At 63.3% G+C, this 18411-nt stretch carries 23 protein-coding genes; 4 read left to right on the forward strand and 19 right to left on the reverse strand.

Annotation, left to right across the window (positions count from 1 at the left end; all coding sequences use genetic code 11):
• Nucleotides 1-8: 8 nt before the first annotated feature.
• Genes ACWFUC_RS19500 through dctP form a run of 6 tightly spaced genes read right to left on the reverse strand, consistent with a single transcriptional unit; the run spans nucleotide 9 to nucleotide 5852 of the window.
• Nucleotides 9-905: a biotin-independent malonate decarboxylase subunit beta gene (locus tag ACWFUC_RS19500; protein WP_489623062.1), complete on the reverse strand. Its 897-nt coding sequence runs from the start codon at nucleotides 903-905 to the stop codon at nucleotides 9-11.
• Nucleotides 902-1216 (reverse strand): malonate decarboxylase acyl carrier protein, encoded by a 315-nt coding sequence (gene mdcC, locus ACWFUC_RS19505; RefSeq protein ID WP_121041600.1) that lies wholly within the window; start codon nucleotides 1214-1216, stop codon nucleotides 902-904. The genes ACWFUC_RS19500 and mdcC overlap by 4 nt, the downstream gene beginning before the upstream one ends.
• A 24-nt stretch (nucleotides 1217-1240) precedes the next feature.
• Nucleotides 1241-2908, reverse strand: coding sequence for a malonate decarboxylase subunit alpha (mdcA, locus tag ACWFUC_RS19510; RefSeq protein WP_489623063.1), 1668 nt, complete (start codon nucleotides 2906-2908; stop codon nucleotides 1241-1243).
• Nucleotides 2909-4258: a TRAP transporter large permease gene (locus ACWFUC_RS19515; RefSeq protein WP_121041604.1), complete on the reverse strand. Its 1350-nt coding sequence runs from the start codon at nucleotides 4256-4258 to the stop codon at nucleotides 2909-2911. It lies immediately after the preceding gene.
• Nucleotides 4255-4833 carry a TRAP transporter small permease gene (locus ACWFUC_RS19520; RefSeq protein WP_134135853.1) on the reverse strand — a complete coding sequence of 193 codons (579 nt, stop codon included), beginning with the start codon at nucleotides 4831-4833 and terminating at the stop codon, nucleotides 4255-4257. The genes ACWFUC_RS19515 and ACWFUC_RS19520 overlap by 4 nt, the downstream gene beginning before the upstream one ends.
• Nucleotides 4830-5852, reverse strand: a complete 1023-nt coding sequence (gene dctP / locus ACWFUC_RS19525; RefSeq protein WP_209534682.1) for a TRAP transporter substrate-binding protein DctP — start codon at nucleotides 5850-5852, stop codon at nucleotides 4830-4832. The genes ACWFUC_RS19520 and dctP overlap by 4 nt, the downstream gene beginning before the upstream one ends.
• Before the next feature lie 147 nt (nucleotides 5853-5999).
• Between dctP and ACWFUC_RS19530 the strand changes: the two genes are divergently transcribed.
• Nucleotides 6000-6668, forward strand: coding sequence for a GntR family transcriptional regulator (locus ACWFUC_RS19530; RefSeq protein ID WP_134135855.1), 669 nt, complete (start codon nucleotides 6000-6002; stop codon nucleotides 6666-6668).
• Nucleotides 6669-6686: 18 nt separating this feature from the next.
• Here the strand turns inward: ACWFUC_RS19530 and ACWFUC_RS19535 are convergent, their stop codons facing one another.
• The 4 genes from ACWFUC_RS19535 to ACWFUC_RS19550 form a co-directional block, all read right to left on the reverse strand.
• Nucleotides 6687-7586, reverse strand: coding sequence for a pseudouridine synthase (locus ACWFUC_RS19535; RefSeq protein WP_489623065.1), 900 nt, complete (start codon nucleotides 7584-7586; stop codon nucleotides 6687-6689).
• The gene (locus tag ACWFUC_RS19540; RefSeq protein ID WP_489623066.1) at nucleotides 7583-8920 is read right to left on the reverse strand and encodes a type II toxin-antitoxin system HipA family toxin; all 1338 of its coding nucleotides are present in this window, start codon (nucleotides 8918-8920) and stop codon (nucleotides 7583-7585) included. The genes ACWFUC_RS19535 and ACWFUC_RS19540 overlap by 4 nt, the downstream gene beginning before the upstream one ends.
• Nucleotides 8917-9219 carry a helix-turn-helix transcriptional regulator gene (locus ACWFUC_RS19545; RefSeq protein WP_489623067.1) on the reverse strand — a complete coding sequence of 101 codons (303 nt, stop codon included), beginning with the start codon at nucleotides 9217-9219 and terminating at the stop codon, nucleotides 8917-8919. The genes ACWFUC_RS19540 and ACWFUC_RS19545 overlap by 4 nt, the downstream gene beginning before the upstream one ends.
• A 200-nt stretch (nucleotides 9220-9419) precedes the next feature.
• Nucleotides 9420-9608, reverse strand: coding sequence for a YjfB family protein (locus ACWFUC_RS19550; protein WP_039785682.1), 189 nt, complete (start codon nucleotides 9606-9608; stop codon nucleotides 9420-9422).
• Between the two features lie 207 nt (nucleotides 9609-9815).
• Between ACWFUC_RS19550 and ACWFUC_RS19555 the strand changes: the two genes are divergently transcribed.
• Together ACWFUC_RS19555 and ACWFUC_RS19560 are read left to right on the forward strand one after the other, a co-directional pair.
• Nucleotides 9816-10196: a type II toxin-antitoxin system RelE/ParE family toxin gene (locus ACWFUC_RS19555; protein ID WP_489623068.1), complete on the forward strand. Its 381-nt coding sequence runs from the start codon at nucleotides 9816-9818 to the stop codon at nucleotides 10194-10196.
• Complete coding sequence (locus ACWFUC_RS19560) at nucleotides 10177-10512, forward strand: helix-turn-helix domain-containing protein (RefSeq protein ID WP_489623069.1); 336 nt, start codon at nucleotides 10177-10179, stop codon at nucleotides 10510-10512. The genes ACWFUC_RS19555 and ACWFUC_RS19560 overlap by 20 nt, the downstream gene beginning before the upstream one ends.
• 82 nt (nucleotides 10513-10594) lie before the next feature.
• On the opposite strand, the gene ACWFUC_RS19565 is transcribed toward ACWFUC_RS19560, so the two are convergent.
• The 8 genes from ACWFUC_RS19565 to ACWFUC_RS19600 all read right to left on the reverse strand — a co-directional run bounded on the left by ACWFUC_RS19565 (nucleotide 10595) and on the right by ACWFUC_RS19600 (nucleotide 17499).
• Nucleotides 10595-10783, reverse strand: a complete 189-nt coding sequence (locus tag ACWFUC_RS19565; RefSeq protein ID WP_034331488.1) for a hypothetical protein — start codon at nucleotides 10781-10783, stop codon at nucleotides 10595-10597.
• A 210-nt stretch (nucleotides 10784-10993) separates the two neighbouring features.
• A complete protein-coding gene (locus ACWFUC_RS19570; protein WP_134222659.1) occupies nucleotides 10994-11845 on the reverse strand; it encodes an anti-sigma factor family protein in 852 nt (283 codons plus the stop codon).
• On the reverse strand, nucleotides 11842-12399 hold the full coding sequence (locus tag ACWFUC_RS19575) for an RNA polymerase sigma factor (RefSeq protein ID WP_051156335.1): 558 nt from the start codon (nucleotides 12397-12399) through the stop codon (nucleotides 11842-11844). The genes ACWFUC_RS19570 and ACWFUC_RS19575 overlap by 4 nt, the downstream gene beginning before the upstream one ends.
• A 26-nt stretch (nucleotides 12400-12425) precedes the next feature.
• Nucleotides 12426-12797, reverse strand: a complete 372-nt coding sequence (locus tag ACWFUC_RS19580) for a COG4315 family predicted lipoprotein (protein ID WP_134222660.1) — start codon at nucleotides 12795-12797, stop codon at nucleotides 12426-12428.
• A 102-nt stretch (nucleotides 12798-12899) separates the two neighbouring features.
• Entirely contained in the window at nucleotides 12900-13352 is a 453-nt protein-coding gene (locus tag ACWFUC_RS19585; RefSeq protein WP_489623070.1) for a group I truncated hemoglobin, read from the reverse strand.
• Nucleotides 13353-13368: 16 nt separating this feature from the next.
• Entirely contained in the window at nucleotides 13369-14394 is a 1026-nt protein-coding gene (locus ACWFUC_RS19590) for a DUF3034 family protein (RefSeq protein WP_489623071.1), read from the reverse strand.
• Between the two features lie 57 nt (nucleotides 14395-14451).
• Nucleotides 14452-16842 carry a putative bifunctional diguanylate cyclase/phosphodiesterase gene (locus ACWFUC_RS19595; protein ID WP_489623072.1) on the reverse strand — a complete coding sequence of 797 codons (2391 nt, stop codon included), beginning with the start codon at nucleotides 16840-16842 and terminating at the stop codon, nucleotides 14452-14454.
• Between the two features lie 45 nt (nucleotides 16843-16887).
• Nucleotides 16888-17499, reverse strand: coding sequence for a methylamine utilization protein (locus tag ACWFUC_RS19600; RefSeq protein WP_232729613.1), 612 nt, complete (start codon nucleotides 17497-17499; stop codon nucleotides 16888-16890).
• Between the two features lie 41 nt (nucleotides 17500-17540).
• Here ACWFUC_RS19600 and ACWFUC_RS19605 point away from each other — a divergent pair, with 41 nt between their 5' ends.
• A complete protein-coding gene (locus ACWFUC_RS19605; RefSeq protein ID WP_166675072.1) occupies nucleotides 17541-17777 on the forward strand; it encodes a hypothetical protein in 237 nt (78 codons plus the stop codon).
• A gap of 7 nt (nucleotides 17778-17784) precedes the next feature.
• Here the strand turns inward: ACWFUC_RS19605 and ACWFUC_RS19610 are convergent, their stop codons facing one another.
• Nucleotides 17785-18402 (reverse strand): TetR/AcrR family transcriptional regulator, encoded by a 618-nt coding sequence (locus ACWFUC_RS19610; RefSeq protein WP_039785668.1) that lies wholly within the window; start codon nucleotides 18400-18402, stop codon nucleotides 17785-17787.
• Between the last annotated feature and the right edge of the window lie 9 nt (nucleotides 18403-18411).

An 18411-nucleotide genomic window follows, 5' to 3' on the forward strand; every position in this document is an offset into this window, starting at 1 on the left:
AATTCCTCTCAGGCCTTGGAAACGATGCGCAGGCGCTCGGCCATGGCGGTGAAGGCAGCGGCTTCCAGCATCGGTACCGTTTCCGGTCGGGCCACGCCCAGCTCGGCCCAGATATCCATCGGGTCCTCGGCATGGCCGAAAGTGGCGATGCGACGGCGCAGCATCTCCTGCTCGGCTTCCAGCCGGGACAGCGTGAGCTTCGCATCGCTGACGGCGGACAACGCGGCGATGGCTGCCGTGCGGAAGGCGTCAATGTCGTCGCTCACCAGTTGCTGGCAATCGCCGATCAGGTAGCGATGCTTGCCGCCGGTGGTACGCCAGACCAGGGCACGGTCGCGCGAATCGAATTCCTCGACGCCATTGGCAGTCTCGATCACTTCCGGACCGGACATGGCCAGCCGCCCTTCCTCGGACATGATGATGGTATTGGCACAGCGCGCCACAATGCCCATGCCGCCGAAACAGCCATTGGCGCCACCGACCAGCACGATCACCGGGATGCCAGCGGCACGGGCTTCCAGCACCGCACGCATCACTTCGGAGACGGCGATGAGCCCGGCATTGGCTTCATGCAGGCGCACGCCGCCGGTTTCCAGCAGCAGGATCACGCCTGCGGCCTGCCTGGCCATGGCGCGCTTGAGCAGGCCCACCAGCTTGGCACCATGCACCTCGCCCACCGCCCCGCCCATGAATCCGCCTTCCTGCGCGGCGGCCATCACGGCGCTTCCACCCAGCAGGCCTTCGCCGATGATGACGCCATCATCGAAGGAGACCGGTGCATCGAGCTGACCCAAATGGGGGCTGACTACGCGCTGCGCGGGCGGCAGCAGTTCCTTGAAGCTGCCGGCGTCGAGCACCGCCAGGATGCGCTCGCGCGCCGTGGCTTCCAGATAGCTCGCACTCATGCGCCCTCCTCCACCATGGCTTCCACGGCCTGGTCCAGGCGCAGGCTGACCACGGCCGGCGTGGCCCCCATGTCGTTGATGGAGATGCGGGTATCGGCCAGTTGCCAGCGTTGCTGGAAGTCGGTCATCACCGCTTCCCAGATGGTGCCGAAGCCGCGCGCAGCGGTCTTGACCTCGATGGCGCAGGCACCGTTGAGCGCCGCATGCTCGATCAGTACTTCCAGATTGCCCGAGCTGACCACGCCGACCAGTTCAGGCGTGGCCTTGAGGCGACGCTGGCCGTGCTCGAAGCGAAAAGTCAAAGTTTCCATAGTGTCGCTTTCATTGCGGGAAAATCACCAGTTGCGGAAGCGCTTGGGCGGGTTGTACAACCCGCCGGAGGCCCGCACCAGGTCCTTCATGTTCTTGGCCGCCAGCAGGTCGCGGGTGGCCATGCGCTTGTCGATGCCGAGGTCCTCTGCGCGGCGGATGATGCCACGGTCGCGCAGGTTTTCCACCATGCGCTTGTCGCGGCCCATGCCGACGGCCGTATAACCGGCCACGCCGCGGATGGCCTGCTCGCGCTCTTCTTCGGTACGGCACAGCAGCAGGTTGGCGATGCCCTCTTCAGTGAGGATGTGGGTGACATCGTCGCCATAGATCATCACGGGAGGAATCGGCATCTTGGCCTGCTCGCCCAGCTGCCATGCGTCCAGCTTCTCGACGAAAGCCGGCTGCATGTGCTCGCGGAAGGTCTCCACCGTCTGCACCACCAGCTTCTGGCCGCGCGGAATGGTATTGCGTCCGGCACGTGCCTGCTGGCCGGCCTTGAGCCAGGCTTCGCTGGCATGGCGGCGTCCGCGTGCATCCGCGCCCATGTTGGGGGCACCGCCAAACCCGGCGATGCGGCCCAGCGTGGCTGTGGAGGAATTGCCCTGCAAGTCGATCTGCAAGGTCGATCCGATGAACATGTCACAACCATAGTGGCCGGCCGTCTGCGAGAAGGCGCGGTTGCTGCGCATGGAGCCATCGGGTCCGACGAAGAAGACATCGGGCCGTGCGCGGATGTAATCTTCCATGCCCAGCTCGGAGCCGAAGGAGTGCACGGATTCCACAAACCCGGCCTCGATGGCAGGAATGAGTGCAGGGTGCGGATTGAGCGCCCAGTGCTTGCAGATCTTGCCGCGCAGGCCCAGCGATTCGGCATAGGTGGGCAGGATCAGCTCGATGGCGGCGGTATCGAAACCGATGCCGTGATTCAAGCGCTGCACGCCGTATTCGGCATAGATGCCCTTGATGGCCATCATCGCCATGAGCACCTGGATCTCGGAAATCTGCGCCGGGTCGCGCGTGAAGAGCGGTTCGATGTAATGCGGCGTGGGGGCCTTGATGGCGAAGCTGACCCAGTCGGCCGGGATGTCCACGCGCGGCAGCTCATCGACGATTTCGTTCACCTGCGCAATGACGATGCCGCTGGAGAAGGCCGTCGCTTCGGCAATGGCGGGCGTATCTTCCGTATTGGGCCCGGTATAGAGATTGCCGTGGCGGTCGGCCGCCTGCGCCGCCACCAGCGCCACGCGCGGCGTCAGGTCGACGAAGTAGCGGCCAAACAGCTCCAGGTAAGTATGGATGGCACCGATGTTGAGCTTGCCGGCCGAGGCCAGCTTGGCCAGGCGGCCGGCCTGCGGACCGGAGAAGGAAAAATCGAGCCGGTCGGCGATGCCCTTCTCGAACACGTCCAGATGTTCCGGCAAGGCCAGCACCGAAAACAGCATGTGCAAGCCCTTGACCCGTGCCGGATCGAGCGCCGCGAGGCCCTTGGCCAGGAAATCGGCCTGCTTCTGGTTGTTGCCCTCGACACAGACCCGGTCGCCGCTTTCCAGCACCGCATAGAGCAGCTCTGCCAGCTTGTCCGCAGGCGCGATCTTGCCCTGCAACTGGCTACCCAATGCGGCGGTGACGCGCGCCAGCCGCTGTTCACGGTTCTTCTGGCGCGCATTCCACACGCGTTCGCTACTACTCATTTACTTGGCTCCCATCAACAGATCAGGCAATACGGTCGCGATGCCCGGGAACATGCACAAGAGCAGGACCGCGAGAAACATCAGCGCCAGGAAAGGAATCGTACCCTTGATGACATCGCCTAGCGCGATATCGGGTGCGATGTTCTTGATCACGAACAGATTCAGCCCCACCGGCGGGTGAATCAGGCCCATCTCCATCACCACCGTCATGACGATGCCGAACCAGATCAGGTCGAAACCGGCGGCCTTGAGCGGCGGCAGGATGATGGGCGCGGTCATGAGGATGATCGACACCGGCGGCAGGAAGAAGCCCAGCACGATCACCATGCCCAGGATCACGGCCAGCAGCAGCCACTTCGACAAGTGCAGGTCGACCACCCATTGCGCCGCCGACTGGCTGATGTGCAGGTAGCTCATCACGTAGGAATACAGCAGCGACATGCCGATGATGAGCAGCAGCATCCCCGATTCCTTGATGGTGGAACTGAGGAAGGGCGCGATCTCTTTGGGCTTGTAGATGCGATAGACCACCGCGATCAGCACCAGCGCCAGCAGCGCGCCCAGGCCAGCAGTTTCGGAAGGTGTGGCCAGTCCGCCATAGAGGGCGACCATCACGCCGATCAGCAAGATCAGGAAAGGCAGCACGCGCGGCAGCATTTCCACTTTCTGGGCCAGCGTGAAATGTTCGTCATCCAGATAGGCCGACTTGGCCCCACCGGCGGTGTAGACGGCATGCGCCAGCTTGTATTCCTTGCGCGCCCGGAAGACCGCATAACCCGCAAACAGGATCACCAGCAGCACGCCCGGCCCGATACCGGCCAGGAACAGGCGTCCCAGCGACTGCTCGGCAGCCACGGCATACAGGATCATGGTGATGGACGGCGGCAACAGGATGCCCAGCGTGCCACCGGCGGCGATGATGCCCGCGGCAAACCCCGGTGAATAGCCGCGACGGCGCATCTCGGGAATGCCCGCCGAGCCGATGGCCGAGCAGGTCGCCGGCGATGAACCGGCCATGGCGGCAAAGAGCGCGCAGGCAAACACGTTGGCGATGCCCAGCCCGCCCGGCACCTTGTTCAACCAGGCGTGGATGGCCGAATACAAGTCCTTGCCCGCAGGAGATTTGCCGATGGCCGCCCCCTTCAGGATGAAGAGCGGAATCGACAGCAGCGTGATGGAAGCGATTTCTTCATAAACGTTTTGCGTGATGGTATCCAGCGACGATTCCGGCATGAAGAAATACATGAAGCCGGTCGCCACTACGCCCAGCGCAAAGGCAATCGGCATGCCCGAGCACATCACCAGGATGGTGACCACGCCATAGAGCACACCCAGGGTCAGCGGACTCATTGCGCACCTCCGGACGTTGCAGCAGGCACGGTGCCGGTGATGCGCGTGAGCACCTGCACCAGCAATTGCAGCGTCAGCATGCTCATGCCCAGCGCCATCAGGGAATACGGAATCCACAGCGGCGGCGCAAAGGTGGACGACGTGGTCTGCCCCTCCACCCAGGCTTCATGGAACAGCGTCCACGACTTCCAGGTGAAGAAGGCGCAGAACAGGAAGGACACCACATCCACGATGAACATGCGCACCTTGTTGGCCAGCGGCGAGAGCAAGCCGGCCAGCGCCTCGATGCCGATGTGCCCGCGCAGCGACTGCACATAAGCAGAGCACAGGAAGATCACGCCAACCAGCATGAAGACCGAGGCTTCATCCTGCCAGTCGGTCGGCTGATGGAAGAAGTAACGCACCACCACCGAATAGGTGAGGATGCAGGAAGTGACCAGCAGCGCAATCATCCCCAGGAACACGGCCACGCGGTGGTAGCCCTGCAGGAAGGCCGCCAGCCAGGCCACCGGGGCGCTGGCCGGCACGGCCGGGCGCGTGGCCGCCGCGCCGGGCATCTCGAAGCCGTGGCTCATACGGTCTTCTCCGCCAGGGCCAGCAGCTTGGCGCAGTTGGCATTGCGGGCCGCGAAGTCCTTCCAGGCGGTATTGCGGGCGATGTCCTGCCACTTCTTGACGACCTCGGCGTTGAGGTCAACCACCTTGGCACCGGCCTTCTGGTAGACCTGGGCCACGGCGATGTCGTCGGCCTGGGCAGCCTTGGTGGCGAACTGTTCCATGTCTGCACCGACGGACATGATGACGGCCTGCTGGTCCTTGGGCAGGCGTTCGAAGACGGCCTTGGACATCATCAGCGGCTCGAACATGTACCAGTAAGCCTTGTCGCGCCCGGTCGTGAGGGACTTGGCCACCTCCTCCAGGCGGAAGGACATGAAGGAAGTCGACGACGTCATCGCCGCATCCATCGCGCCGGTCTGCATCGCGGCGTAGATTTCGTTGGACGGCAGGGTCACCACGGCGGCCCCCGCTTCCTTCAGGATCAGGTCCATCTCGCGTGAACCGCCGCGCACCTTCATGCCCTTGGCATCGGCCGGATCGACGATGGGCTTGCCGCGCGAGGCTACGCCGCCGGCCTGCCAGATCCAGCTGACAATGACCACGCCCTTCTCGCCCAGGATGCGGGCCAGTTCCTTGCCTACTTCGGCATTCTTCCAGGCGGCGCCCTGCTGGTAGGAGGTCACCAGGCCGGGCATGAGGCCGATGTTGGTTTCGGGGACTTCGCCGCCCGCATAGTTCAGCGGCACCAGCGACATATCCAGCGCACCCTTGCGCAGGGCGGAGAACTGGGCGTTGGTTTTCATCAGCGAGGAGCCGGGATAGATCTCGAACTTCAAGGCGCCTTTGGTCTTTTCGTTCACCTGCTGGGCGAACATGCGCACCAGGCGGTCTCGGAAGTCGCCTTCTGTCAGCGTTCCGCCGGGAAACTGGTGAGAAATCTTCAGGCTGCCCGTTTGCGCCCAGGCGGCGGGCATGGCGGCGGCAAGCGGTGCAGCGGCCAGGGTGCCAAGGAAATGGCGACGGGTGAATGCGGTCATGCTGGTATCTCCTCCAGGAATTGATGGAACTACTGTGTTTTTATGCTCTCATCGTGTATACAATTTCAGGCGAAAAGCATACATTGTCAAGCATTAATCCCGTGGAAGCCCTTCCCTTTACAATGCTTGTTTTAGAGGCAACACACCATGGACACGCCAAAGACCCGTTCTGAAACCCTGCGCGAATCGATTGAAGAGCTGATCGCCGTCGGCAAGCTGGCGCCGGGCCAGCATCTGGATGAAACCTCGCTGGCCGAGGAATTCGGTGTTTCGCGCACGCCCATCCGGGAGGCGCTGATCCAGCTGGCCTCGATGGGCATCGTCGAGATGCGGCCGCGCCGGGGGGCCATCGTGGCCGAGATCGGCCCGCAGCAATTGATCGAGATGTTTGAAGTGATGGCCGAATTCGAAGCCATGTGCGGCCGCCTGGCGGCGCGCCGCATGACGCCGGCCGAGCATGCCGAGCTGCTGGCGGCGCACCAGGCCTGCCAGGCGGCGCGCGATGCCAGCGATCCGGATGCCTATTTTTACCTGAACGAAGCCTTCCACGACCACATCTATGCCGGCAGCCACAATGGCTTCCTGGCCGAGCAGGCGCGCGCCCTGCACCGCCGCCTGCGGCCGTATCGCCGCCTGCAGTTGCGGGTGCGGGATCGTCTCAGGATGTCCTATGACGAACACCAGGCCGTGGTGGATGCCATCATCGCCGGCGACCCGGAACGCACCGTCGAGGTGCTGCGCCAGCACATCATGATCCAGGGACAGCGCTTTGCTGACCTGGTGGCATCCCTGCATCAGCTCAAGTCGGCCGCCTGATCGGCGTTACCGCATCGGCTACAGGCTGCGCTGGCTGACGAAATGCCGCTCGCTGCCATCGAGCGGATCGATGAAGAACAGGGAACGGGCCAGCAGTTTGAGGGGCTTGTCCAGATCATCGGCCACGCCCACGGGCACGGCGTGCGGATAGAACAGATCGTTGAGGATGGGAATGCCCAGCGAGGCCATGTGCACCCGCAACTGGTGACGCCGTCCGGTGACCGGTTCCAGCTGGTAGAGGCCGAATTTTCCCCGCTGCTCCAGCAGGGAAATGTGGGTTTCCGAATTGGGCGTACCTTCGGCCTCATGCATCTTGAAGAACTGTTCAGGGATCTCTTCCACCCGGCTGCGGTGCACCCGTGGCAACGCCAGATCCGCCCGCAGCGGGGCAATCGCTTCATATACCTTGAACATGGACCGTTGCTGGAACATGGACTGATACTTGCCCCGGCTGGCCGGCTGATGCGAAAAGACGATCACCCCGGCCGTCTCCCGGTCCAGCCGGTGGATGGGGACCAGGTCCTGCAGGCCGGTGGCCTTCTTGAGCCGTACCAGCAGGGTTTCCTGCACGAAGCGGCCAGTCGGGATCACCGGCAGGAAATGCGGTTTATCGGCTACCAACAAATGGTCGTCCAGATGCAGAATCTTCTCTTCCACCGGAATGCGCGCTTCACCCTCGGGTAATTCGCGGTAGTAGAAAATGCAATCGCCGCTGCGATAGGGTGACTCCGGGCGCAATGCTTCACCCTGCTGGTTGCGCACCTCCCCCCGCAGCAGGCGCTCGCGCCAGATCGATTCGGGGACGGCCGTAAAGCGCTCGCCCAGGAAGGACAGCATGTCGCGCCAGGGCCCAGGTTGCAGCCACAGGTAGCTGGGCGACAAGCCCTCGCGCATGGGCAGGGTGGGCGTGGGCCTCATGCGCCCTCCGCGCTGGCAGGCTTCCTGCGCGCGGCGCGGCGGCGCCAGGCGGCCACGCTGGCATTGGCCTCCAGATGCGCCAGCAGCTTGCCTCGCTGTGCGTCGGTGAAGGGCAGGCTCTCAATCAGGGCCGGCCATTGCGTCATGGCGCGTTCCACCGTGTCCACCAGCACCGCCTGCAAGCGTGGCTCCGGTAGCCGCCACAGGTTGGCGAGCTGGCGCAGGATGGCGGGCGTGAGCAATTGCTTGCCCTTCTGTCCCGGTACGAAGGCCAGCGCATGGCCATCGCCACCCACGTAAGCGGCGTAGGCAACGATGTCATAGGCCGGCGACAGCGCGGCCTGCTGGGGCGTGTGGTACAGCAGGCTGAAATTCTTCAGGTGCGCATCGAAATTGCCGAGCAGCTCGTTGACCTTGATCCGCCGCAGCAATTCGTAGACATCCTCGGCACCGCGCGTACTGCGCTCCAACAGCACCACGCCGATGGCCGCATAGGTGCCGACATACTTGGCCGCCGGCGCGGTACCGGTGACCTGGGCGAAATCTTCCATGTGCAAGCGTCCGGTCGGCGTGGGTGCATCGCGATCAAAGCGCTGCACCAGCAGGAAACGGCTGGCGTCGTTGCGCAGGCCGAACGGCAGATGATCGCCGATGGCCGACAGCGGCTCCAGGCTGAACCGGCAAGTCTGCACGCCAGCGGCAGCGGCCAGGGTGAGCGAGGCAAACTCCACCTGCGGCATGTTGGAATAGTCGGTAGCCGGCAGCTTGGCGATGAAATGGCTGCCCTGGCTATCCTTGGAACGCATGACGTAGCGCCCCCCGCTCTCCCGCACCAGCGCCAGCTTGGGCTGCACGCCGGAGAGCGATTCCCCGCCGGGTACCGGCAACTGGCCGGAACTCATCTCGTAGCTGTCATGACCCTGCCCTAGCAGGCGGCCGAGACCGCGTTCATCCAGTTCTTCGGCCAGCGCCGAGACATCGCCGGGCAGATCGCGTCCGCAGTAGGCCAGCAGGCCAAATTCATCGTCCGGAGCGAGACCGGCGCGCTGGATCAGGTGTTTGCGCAACTGCCCTTCGGGCAGGAGATTCTGGAAGAAGGGAGGCAATCCGCCACGGCCATCCCCCCGGTTGGCCGCCAGCGTGGGATCGAGCAACTGGGCGCGGGTACGCTCTTCAGTGGAGGCCAGATAAAGCTGCGAGAGGACGGGACGATCGTCCCCCTGCAAGGCATAGGCGTCATCGAAACGGAAATAGCAGCGCCCGTCATCCAGGGCGAACAAGGAGCCGACCTCGGTCTGCCCGAGGCGGAGGCGCAGGGAACGCAGCATGCTCACGCCTCGCCTCCTTCGCCCATGAGCGCTTGCAGCCGCGCCCCCAGTTCGGTCTGGCTGCCAGCGCCTTGCGCCTCGGCGGCGCGCAGCGGCGCTGCTTGGCGCGGCAACAGCAGCAGGTCCAGCTCCAGCTCCTCGCACAGGGCCAGCAGCTTGACCAGTTCGATGTTGCCGCGCCCGGTTTCCAGCGCCAGCAAGGTGTTACGGTGCATTCCGGCCAGCGCGGCCAGCGCGACAGCCGTCATCCCCCGTGCCTTACGCGCGGTGCGGATGCGGCGGCCGATGTCTTGCAGATTGGTCATCAGAAGATCCAATTAAATGGTTCTTTTTACATATAACCATTATATTAGACATCCGCACGAAATCAAGAATAATAGATTATGCATTTAATTAAACGAACAATATATTGTTCTTTTGAAGAATTGGCAGAGGCGGCGATCCGACGATGCGCACAAAAAAAAATCGCAGTCCGGCGAGGACTGCGATTTCAAGAGGACGGTGTTCAGGCAGTGGTATTGACGTTGCGCCCGATGTTCGGGTTGGCCGGCAACGGCGGCAATGCCTGCAACAGGCCCACGGCGGCAGAAGCCTGGCTGTCGAGCGCTTTCTTCAGCATCAGTACGTTGACCGAATCCGAAGTCTTCGCCGCAGCCATGCTGGTGGCCAGTGATGCGATTTGATTGACATCCATGGTGCTCTCCTTTTGGGGGATACCGGGAAACAGGATGCGTCGCCCGGTGCCTTGATTACGGCATTGGACGCTGTTTCTTTACATCAATCAAGAAAAATTTCGAGATACTCACACGCGAACGTCGACTCGTATCAAGGTTGTTCGAGAACTTCCCATTAAAAATCGCAGCCAGCTAGCCATTTACCTGAACAGGTATAGCCTGCTACGATGTTTATCAATGAGAAACCACTCGAATGGATCGCGAGCAGCTACAAGGATCTGCTGGCATTGCCAGCGGAAGTCCGCCAACGTTTCGGCTTCGCATTGTCGCTGGCGCAAATGGGCGAGCGCTATGAAAAAACCAAGATATTGAACGGTTTCAGCGGTGCCGGCGTGCTGGAGATTCTGGAAGACCATATTGGCGACACCTTCCGGGCTGTCTACACCGTGAAGTTCGAAGAAGCCGTGTTCGTACTGCACTGCTTTCAGAAGAAAAGCAAAAGCGGAATAGCCACACCCCAGCCGGACATGGAAATCATCCGGACCAGACTCAAGATCGCTACTGCCAGAGCCGAGGAGCTACGTCATCATGCAAAAAACAATCGTTGAGGGAACCGACATCCTCCGCAGCAGCGGCAATGTCTTCGCCGATCTTGGTCTGCCGGATGCCGACAAGCTGCGCATCAAGACTGGTCTGGTCATCGAAATCCGCAAGGCGATGCGTTCACTGGGACTGAGTCAACAGGCGGCGGCGCAACGCATGGGGATTCCACAACCAAAAGTGTCGGGCATGATGCGCGGCGACTTCAGCAACCTGTCCGAGCGCAAGCTGATGGACTGTCTGACACGGCTGGGCTACGACATCGAGATCCAGGTGCGGCCTGCAGCCGCCTCCCTCGGATGCCTGACCTTGACCGTAGCCTGAAAAGCCCCCAAAGCCCGCACAAAAAAAATCGCACCCCGAAGGGTGCGATCAAGCGAACGCCAAGGCAGCAAGCCCTGGCCACCTAGACGATGGTATTGATGATGCGTCCAATGTTGACATTGGCCGGCAGGCGCGCCACAGTCGTCGCGACACCTACCACATCATCCACTGCCGCCTTGGCGACCTTGCCCAGATCGATGCCGACGGACTGCGCCGCCTTGTCGACCAGCCAGGCCGTTGCTGCACCGCTGGCGATAGTTGCTAGCTCCATATGAAACTCCTTGTCTGAAGTGCAACCGGACCATGGCGTCAGCCTGATCTAGCATGTTTCCACATCCCCCCACCATGGTTGATCAGGCTTTACGTCATGGGTAAATGTGTTAGCGGCAGGCAAGCAGACAGTCTTGACGGGAGTTGCCCAGTCCTTACCTGCTTTTGCATGTGTAAACCTCAAGTCGGAACAAGGTCCGCCGTAAGGTGCTCAGCGTGACGGCGCGGGCGGCAATGGCACCAGTTGCTCGTAGACCGAACTGGCAATGCGCGACAGTTCCGCGCGTGCAACGCCGCCCGACAGCGCATAACCGAACTGGCCATCGATCCAGTAGAAGACGTTGACCTTGCCTTCCTGAGCGAAGCGGAAGCCGGTCTCGCTGTTCTGCACCTGGTCGTGCGAGACATACAGGGTCAGCCGCTGTCCGGCCGCATCCTGATACATGAACTGCGCCACCGGACCGCTCTGCCCCGGCAGCAGCCGGCCACCGATCAGGTCGTACCCCAGCGGCGCCAGCTTGGGGGCGCGCACGTTCACGCCCAGCCGGCGCGACAGCCAGGTCACCAGGGCCTGTTCCTGATCGGCTCCGACTTCCACCGGCCGCCGCAAGTCGGCACTGAAGACGGTATGGGCCACCGCGGCCTGACGTGCCAGCATCACGGGCGCGGATGCCAGCGTGCGGGCGCGGCCGCCGCCGGTCAGGTCATGCGCCAGCCAGCCGCCCGCAGCCCCCGCCAGCGTGAGCAACAGCATGGCCGCATAACGCCACCAGAACGGTCCATTGGCCGCCCCCTCGCCAGCCTCATCGCGGCGGCGGTGCGGTTCGCCCGCCCCGGCCAGCACCGCTGCAGCCAGACGCGGCGGCAGGGGCTCTTCGAGGACCGGGTCGTAATGGGCATGCAAGGCGCGGTTCTGGGCGCGCCAGGCGCGCACGCGGTGCAGATCCCCGGCGTGTGCCGGGTCTTGCTCCAGCCAGGCGGCCATCTCGCTGGCACGCGCCGCCGGCAGCTGGCCGTCGGTGTAAGCGTGCAAATCTTCTTCGGGGAATGCCGGGGTCTTCATTTCACCACCTTCAGGGTCGCACCGGCTTCACCCTGCCCGCCGGGTCCCTCCATCCATTGCCGCAGACGCTCGCGGGCGCGCGACAGGCGGGACATCACGGTCCCGGTCGGAATGCCCAGCGTGGCCGCGACTTCTTCATAACGCATCTCTTCCAGCACCACCAGCAGCAGGACTTCCCGCTGCTCCGCCGGCAGCAGCTGCAGGGCCGCTTCCAGATCCAGGGCCAAGCCGTGTTCGGCCAGCGACGCCGGGGCCGCAGCGTCTGCCGCCTGCTCCAGGTCCACCGTGACCAGCGTCGGCTGGCGGCGCTGGTCGGCGTGCAGGTTGTGCATGATGGCAAACAGCCAGGGCCGCATGTCGCTGCCGCGTTGCCAGCTGTCGAGCTTCTGCCAGGCGCGCTCCAGGGTGTCCTGCACCAGGTCGTCGGCACTGTCGCGCCCGCCCGTCAGCGCGCGGGCGTACCGCCGCAGGCGCGGCAGGCAGGCGAGCATGGCTTGCTCGTCGGCCTGACGTTCCCGTTGCTGGCGCTGCAGCCTGGCGGTGCGTCCGAACATGGCGGGCCGGAGGGTCTGAAGGACGATCAGGGCTTGACGACGTGCCAGACGTCCTTGAAGTTGTCGCCGGTACGGTCACCCGGCTTCTTGTCGGGCTCGTACAGGTACAGCGGCTTGCCCTGGTAGGCCAGTTGGGCGCTGCCATCGTCGCGCGTCACCGTGGAATACGGCGCGGCCGGCATGCCCATCGGTGCGACCGGCGGCCACAGCTTGGCACAGGGGCCGTTGCAGACGCTCTTGCCGCTGTTGGCGGTGTCCTTGTCGAAGGTGTAGACGGTCATGCCGCTGGCGTCGACCAGGATGCCGTCCATGGTCTTGACACCGGCGCTCTGGGCCGAGGCGGTGAAAGAAACCGAGGCGCAGGCCAGCGCCAGCAGGGAAGTTGCGAGCAGTCTCATGATGTTTCCTTTTCGTGGTCGGGTTGCGCGATGTGCCATACCCATGCCGACGTATACGGAAGGCGGCCCTGCTTTATTCCCGCCGCCACAAAATATTTTTTGCTATCGGCTGACCGTCTCGCGCTGCATGGGTGCCAGCAGCGCCAGCAGGCGGTTCTGGGTGCGGGAGGGGATGCCATTCTTGTCCATGGCCAATTGCAGATCTTCCACCAGGGCATTGAAGTCGGCATTGCTCAGTTTGAGACCCTGGTGCACTTCGCGCATGGGATCCCCGGTGTAGATGCAACCACCGCCGCTGAGCTGGCAGAACTGCTCCACCAGCTTTTCCCTGACGCGCTTGACGCTGGAATTGTCGAAGGTATGGCGGATGCGGGCATCCGCCAGCATGTTGTCCATGAAATCCTGCACCACCCGCTCAATCACGGGCAAGCCGCCCAGTGCGCGAAACAGGCTGTCATCGGGCGTGGCCGGAGTCCGGGTCTGGGCCTGCGCCAGGCCGAGGGCACAGGCCAGGGCCAGTCCGAGCGCGGCTTGCTGCATTCTGAACTTGTTCATCGCGGCTCCCGTGCGCTCAGAAACCGGCCTGCAGCGACAGATAGACGCCGCGTTGCCGCTTGGGGTTGTAGACGGTGATGTCACCCAGCGCCACGTAGGCCAGGGTCATCGACAGGTTCTTGCTGGGGAACCAGGCCAGGAAGGCATCGTAATAATCCTTCTCATGGTCGGCCGCCAGGTTGCGCGGCTTCATGCGGTATTCCATACCCAGCGCCAGCTTGCGGTTGATCATGTAGGCCGCCGAAAACTCGCCCATGGCCTGGTAGCGGTCATTGAGGTCGCCGCCGAAACCGAGCAGTCCCATCTGGTTGGCCTTGGTCAGCCGCAGCGTACCGTTGAGCAGCAGGCTCTGCTCCAGCAGCAGCTTGGTGGCCGAGAGGTAATAGTCGATGCCGGCATCACTGGCCGCGCCAAGCTGCTTGACGCTGGTCACCGTGCCCAGCCCGCCGATGCCGTTGTTGTGCTTGAACATGGCACCGACGGCGATCTGGGGCAGCCAGCGGTCCTGATCATAGACGGCGTCACCGGCCAGCTTGAGCTTGATGCCCACGATGTCCTGCGTGATCTTGAGATCGGCCAACGGGGCCAAGCTGCCGTAGAACTCCTGCTTGGCCAGCGACAGTTCCAACCGGTCCAGTATCCCCACGGCCACGCCGTAGGATTTGAGCGTGTAGTCCTGGGTCGACAGATAGGTGTAATGGGCGTTGGCACCATAGCTGTCGCGCGTGCCATAGCCGGTGATGAGCGCCCAGGGCGTCAGACCACCGCCGCCGGCCCCCTCGACCTGGATCACGCCGCCGGTGGCGGTGAGCTTGCCGAGATCGGGCATCCAGCGTGTCTTGTCCTGATCGGCAGCGGGTTCGGGGGCAGTGGCTGCCGCGCCGGAACTGACGGGGCCCGGCGCGGCGCGCATGGCTTGGGCGGCTTTGCGCTGCTGGGCCTGCATCCAGGCCTCGCGGTCAGCATCGCTGAGCTGCGCCAACGCCGGCGCAGACAGTGTCGCCAGCAGCGCGAACGCGCCACTTTTGGTGATTTTCTTCATGCTGTCCCCTGCCCCCTCTTGGTGATTCTTTGCTGGCGCGACCCCTCGCGCCATCCTTCATATTGCGACGTTTTCCGACTGATCCAGCATCTCCGGCGCCCGCCATTGCTGCAGCCACTCCAGGAAGCGCTCCACCGGCATCGGCTTGCCCATGAAATACCCTTGTCCCTGGTCGCAGCCCATCTGTCGCAGCAGGAACCAGACCTCTTCGCTTTCCACCCCTTCGGCCACCACCCGCAAGCCCAGGTTGTGGCCCAGGTCCACGGTGGAGCGCACGATCTTGGCGTCATCCTGATCCTGCGCCATCTTCATGACGAAGGACTTGTCGATCTTCAGTTCATCCACCGGCAAGCGCTTGAGGTAGGCCAGCGAGGAATAGCCGGTACCGAAGTCATCGATGCTCAGGGCAAAGCCCATGGCGGCCAGCCGGTCCAGCGTGCTCTGGGCGCGCGCCGGATCATCCATGATGGCGCTCTCGGTGATTTCCAGGCAGAGCGCGGCGGGCGTGAGGCGATGGCGTTCGAGGATGGCCCCGAAGGCAGTCGGCAATTCCTGATCCAGCAGATCGCGCGTGGAGAGGTTGACCGAGAACTTCAGGCGCAGCCCCTGCGCCTGCAACCGGGCCGACAGCTCCGCCACCTTTTCCATCATCCAGATGGTCAGCATGCGGATGAAACCGGTGGTCTCGGCAAACGGAATGAAGTTATCCGGACCGATGAAGCCCTTCTCCGGATGCACCCAGCGCACCAGCGCTTCGCCGCCGACGACGGCACCCGTGGCCAGGTCCAGCTTGGGTTGGAGATAGAGCATGAATTCGTCGCGTTCCAGCGCACGGCGCAGTTCGGACAGCAGCGACAGGCTTTCCTGGCTGCTCTGGTCGATGGCCGGATCGTAGATCGTCACGCCATTGCCCTTGCGCTTGGCGGTATACATCGCGACCTCGGCCCGGCTGAGCAGCACTTCGCTGCTGTCACCGTGGGCCGGATAGCCGGCCACGCCGATGCCGGCCCCCAGGTCCACGGTCTGTTCCTGCAGCGACAAGGGCTGTTCCAGCGCACGCAGGATGTGTGCCGCCTGATCCAGCGCGCCAGCGAGATCGACGCCCGGCAGCAGGATGGCGAACTCATCCCCGCCCAGGCGCGCCACCTTGGCCCCCGGATACAGTAGCTGCGCGTCCAGGCGTGCCGCTACCTGGCGCAGCAGGTCGTCGCCGAAGCTGTGGCCGAGCACATCGTTGACCTGCTGGAAGCGGTCCAGGTCCATCATGAGGATGTGGCAGCTGCCTCCCGGCAGCGCCTGCGCCTGGCCAATCGCTTCGCGCAGCAGGTCGCCGAATTGCACCCGGTTGGGCAGGCCGGTCAATTGGTCCTGATACGCCAGCCGGCTGATCTTGAGTTCGCGGCTGGCGATTTCCGAGCGCATGGTTTCGAAGGCCGCACCCAGACGGCCGATTTCATCCTGCCGGCGAATGTAGAGCCCTTCGCTGTAATCGCCCTCCCCCAGCCGCTTGGCCACAGTGGCCAGGTCACGCAGGGGACTGGTGATGCGGCGCGCCATCACGGCGCTGGCGACCGCCGCACCGAGCACGCCCAGCACGGTGATGCTGAGCAAGATCAGTTGCAGACGCTGATATGGAGCCACCGCCTCGCTCACCGAGCGCTGCAATACGGCCACCGCTTCCTGGCCATTGCTGGCGCGTGCCAGCGGCAGCACGCGGGCACGATACTGGTTGCCGTCGATCTGCAGGTCGGTGGCACCCGCCTGGCCCATCTGCGGGCTGCTGGCCTCCTTGGCCATCATCTGCGCTTCTGCCTTGGGCAGGGTCGATACATCGGCCGTCCAGCCCGCGCTGCCACGCTGGCGCACCAGGATGGAGACCTGCAGTTGCGACAGCGCACGCATGTCGTTGACCAGGTCGCGGTCCACGGGGAAGCCCATCACCACCCACGCGATGGTGACCGGAGCCTTGATCGGCACCGCCACGATCTGGAACAGGTTGTCGCCGACCACGGCACTCTCGGCCGCACCATTGCCGTTGCCGGCCTTGCGGACCAGTTCCAGGCTGCTGCGCTGCAGGTCGGTATCGGGATATTCGAGGGTGGACGCGTGGATGAGGCCATCGGTGCCGACCAGCATGCCCATGGACGCACCGATGCGCGCCCCGTGGTTGGCCAGTACCGAGGCGATAGTGTCGCGGTCATCGGTGCCGATGGCCTGGCGGAAGCCGAAATCGGAGGCCAGCAGACGTGCGCCCTGGGTCAGCTTCTGGGCATTCTGGTCCAGCAGGCGTGTGAAGACGCGCTCGCCAATGATCAGTTCCTCGCTGATGGCGCTGCGCGCATTGCGATCAATGGCGGTACGGATCGCCACGAAGCCGGCCAGTTGCACCACCACGATGAGGATGATGAACAGCGCGACGATCTTGCTTTCCAGACGGTAAAGACGCACCCCGGCCCCGATTCCTGTTGTTCAGATTGGCGTGATGCCGCCGCTTCAGAGCGGCACCGCCTTGACGTTGAGTTTGATGACGGCCCGGCCGTCTCCCTGTACTTCCAGCGGCTGCTCGACGGCGGCCTGGTTCGGTCCCATGGTGAAATACCAGGCCTTGAGCGTGTAGCGGCCATTGGCGATGCCCTCCAGCTTGACCACGCCGTTACGTTCGCTCACGCCGAAATGCGGAGTGTTGACCACCTGCACGTAGGCCACCATTTCATCGTGGATGTTGCAACCCAATACCACGGTACCGGCCTTGTCGAACACTACCGGACTGCCCGGCACGCCCGAATACAGCTTCAGTTCGAAGGTCTTGGCCGGGGAAAACGAATAGACATGGTGCCGGACGTTGTCATGGTTGGGGAACAGGATCGCTGTCCCGGTCTGCACCACCGTCACCAAAGGAATGAAGGTCTTGTTCTTCTGCTCGATCTCGACCTGGCGCGCCGCCTTGATGGCTCCTCCGCCACCCGCCGGTTCGGCATAGACCACGGCATTGGGCACGGGCTGGCCGGCGCTGTCGAGCACCTGCACAGAGACGGCGGCCTGAGCGCTCAGGGCCCACGTTCCTGCCCACAACAGGAAGAGAGCCAGGAGGGGGGCGCGGCGCATGTTCTTTTTCTGCATATCGCTGTCATTGAAAAATAAGGGCAATGAAGATGACCGGCGGCGACCGTGGCAACAGCGCATCCTGCCATCCATCCCCGCACTATACGGAAACCCTGAGAGATGGATATCGGGGAGTTTCTGACTTGCTGCCGTGCAATATTTCAGGATCAGCGGCCTTCCCTCCCTCGGTGGCCGCCTCGATTCGCCGTTTTAATCTTCACTCTGACAATTATGCCCGTGAATTTCAATACTGGATGCCCCTCAGCAACCAGATCATTTGATGTCGCGCTACTGACTGCGCGGAGCGGTCAGATAGCCGATCACTGCGGGCAGGATCTCGGTCCGCACGCTGGCCGGGGAGACACCGCCATAACCGGTCAGCACCACCGCCTTGATGAGCGCCTTCAGCATGCGCTGGACCACGAAGGTCGCCACATCCAGATCGGGGGGCGTGATGGTGGCGCGGTGCTTTTCCAGCACCCGGCGGATGGAATCGAAGAAGCCCTGGCGGATTTCCTGCGAGACCGGCAGGTTGAAGGCCGGAAATTCCTCTTCGAGAATGCGATTGAGTTCCGGCTCCAGCAGGTGTGCCGCCACCAGTGCGTTGATCAGTTTCTCGAAATCGCCCGAGAGCGTCCCGGAGGCATCGATGTGCGCCACCACGTCTTCGAACAGCGTAAGCATGCGCGTACTGTGGCGCTCGCGCAGCGCGAAGATCAGCGCATCCTTGTTGGGGAAATACTGGTACAGCGAACCGACGCTGATGCCGGCCGATTCGGCCACGAGATTGGTATTGGTCTTGGCATAGCCACGCTCGACGAGCACGCGCGACATGGCATCAAGGATGGTATCGACCATCGCCCGGGAACGTGCCTGGCGTGGTTCTTTTCTGGGTTGCAGTTTCATTGGCAGCTT

This window comes from Herbaspirillum sp. Her4 (assembly GCF_057961335.1).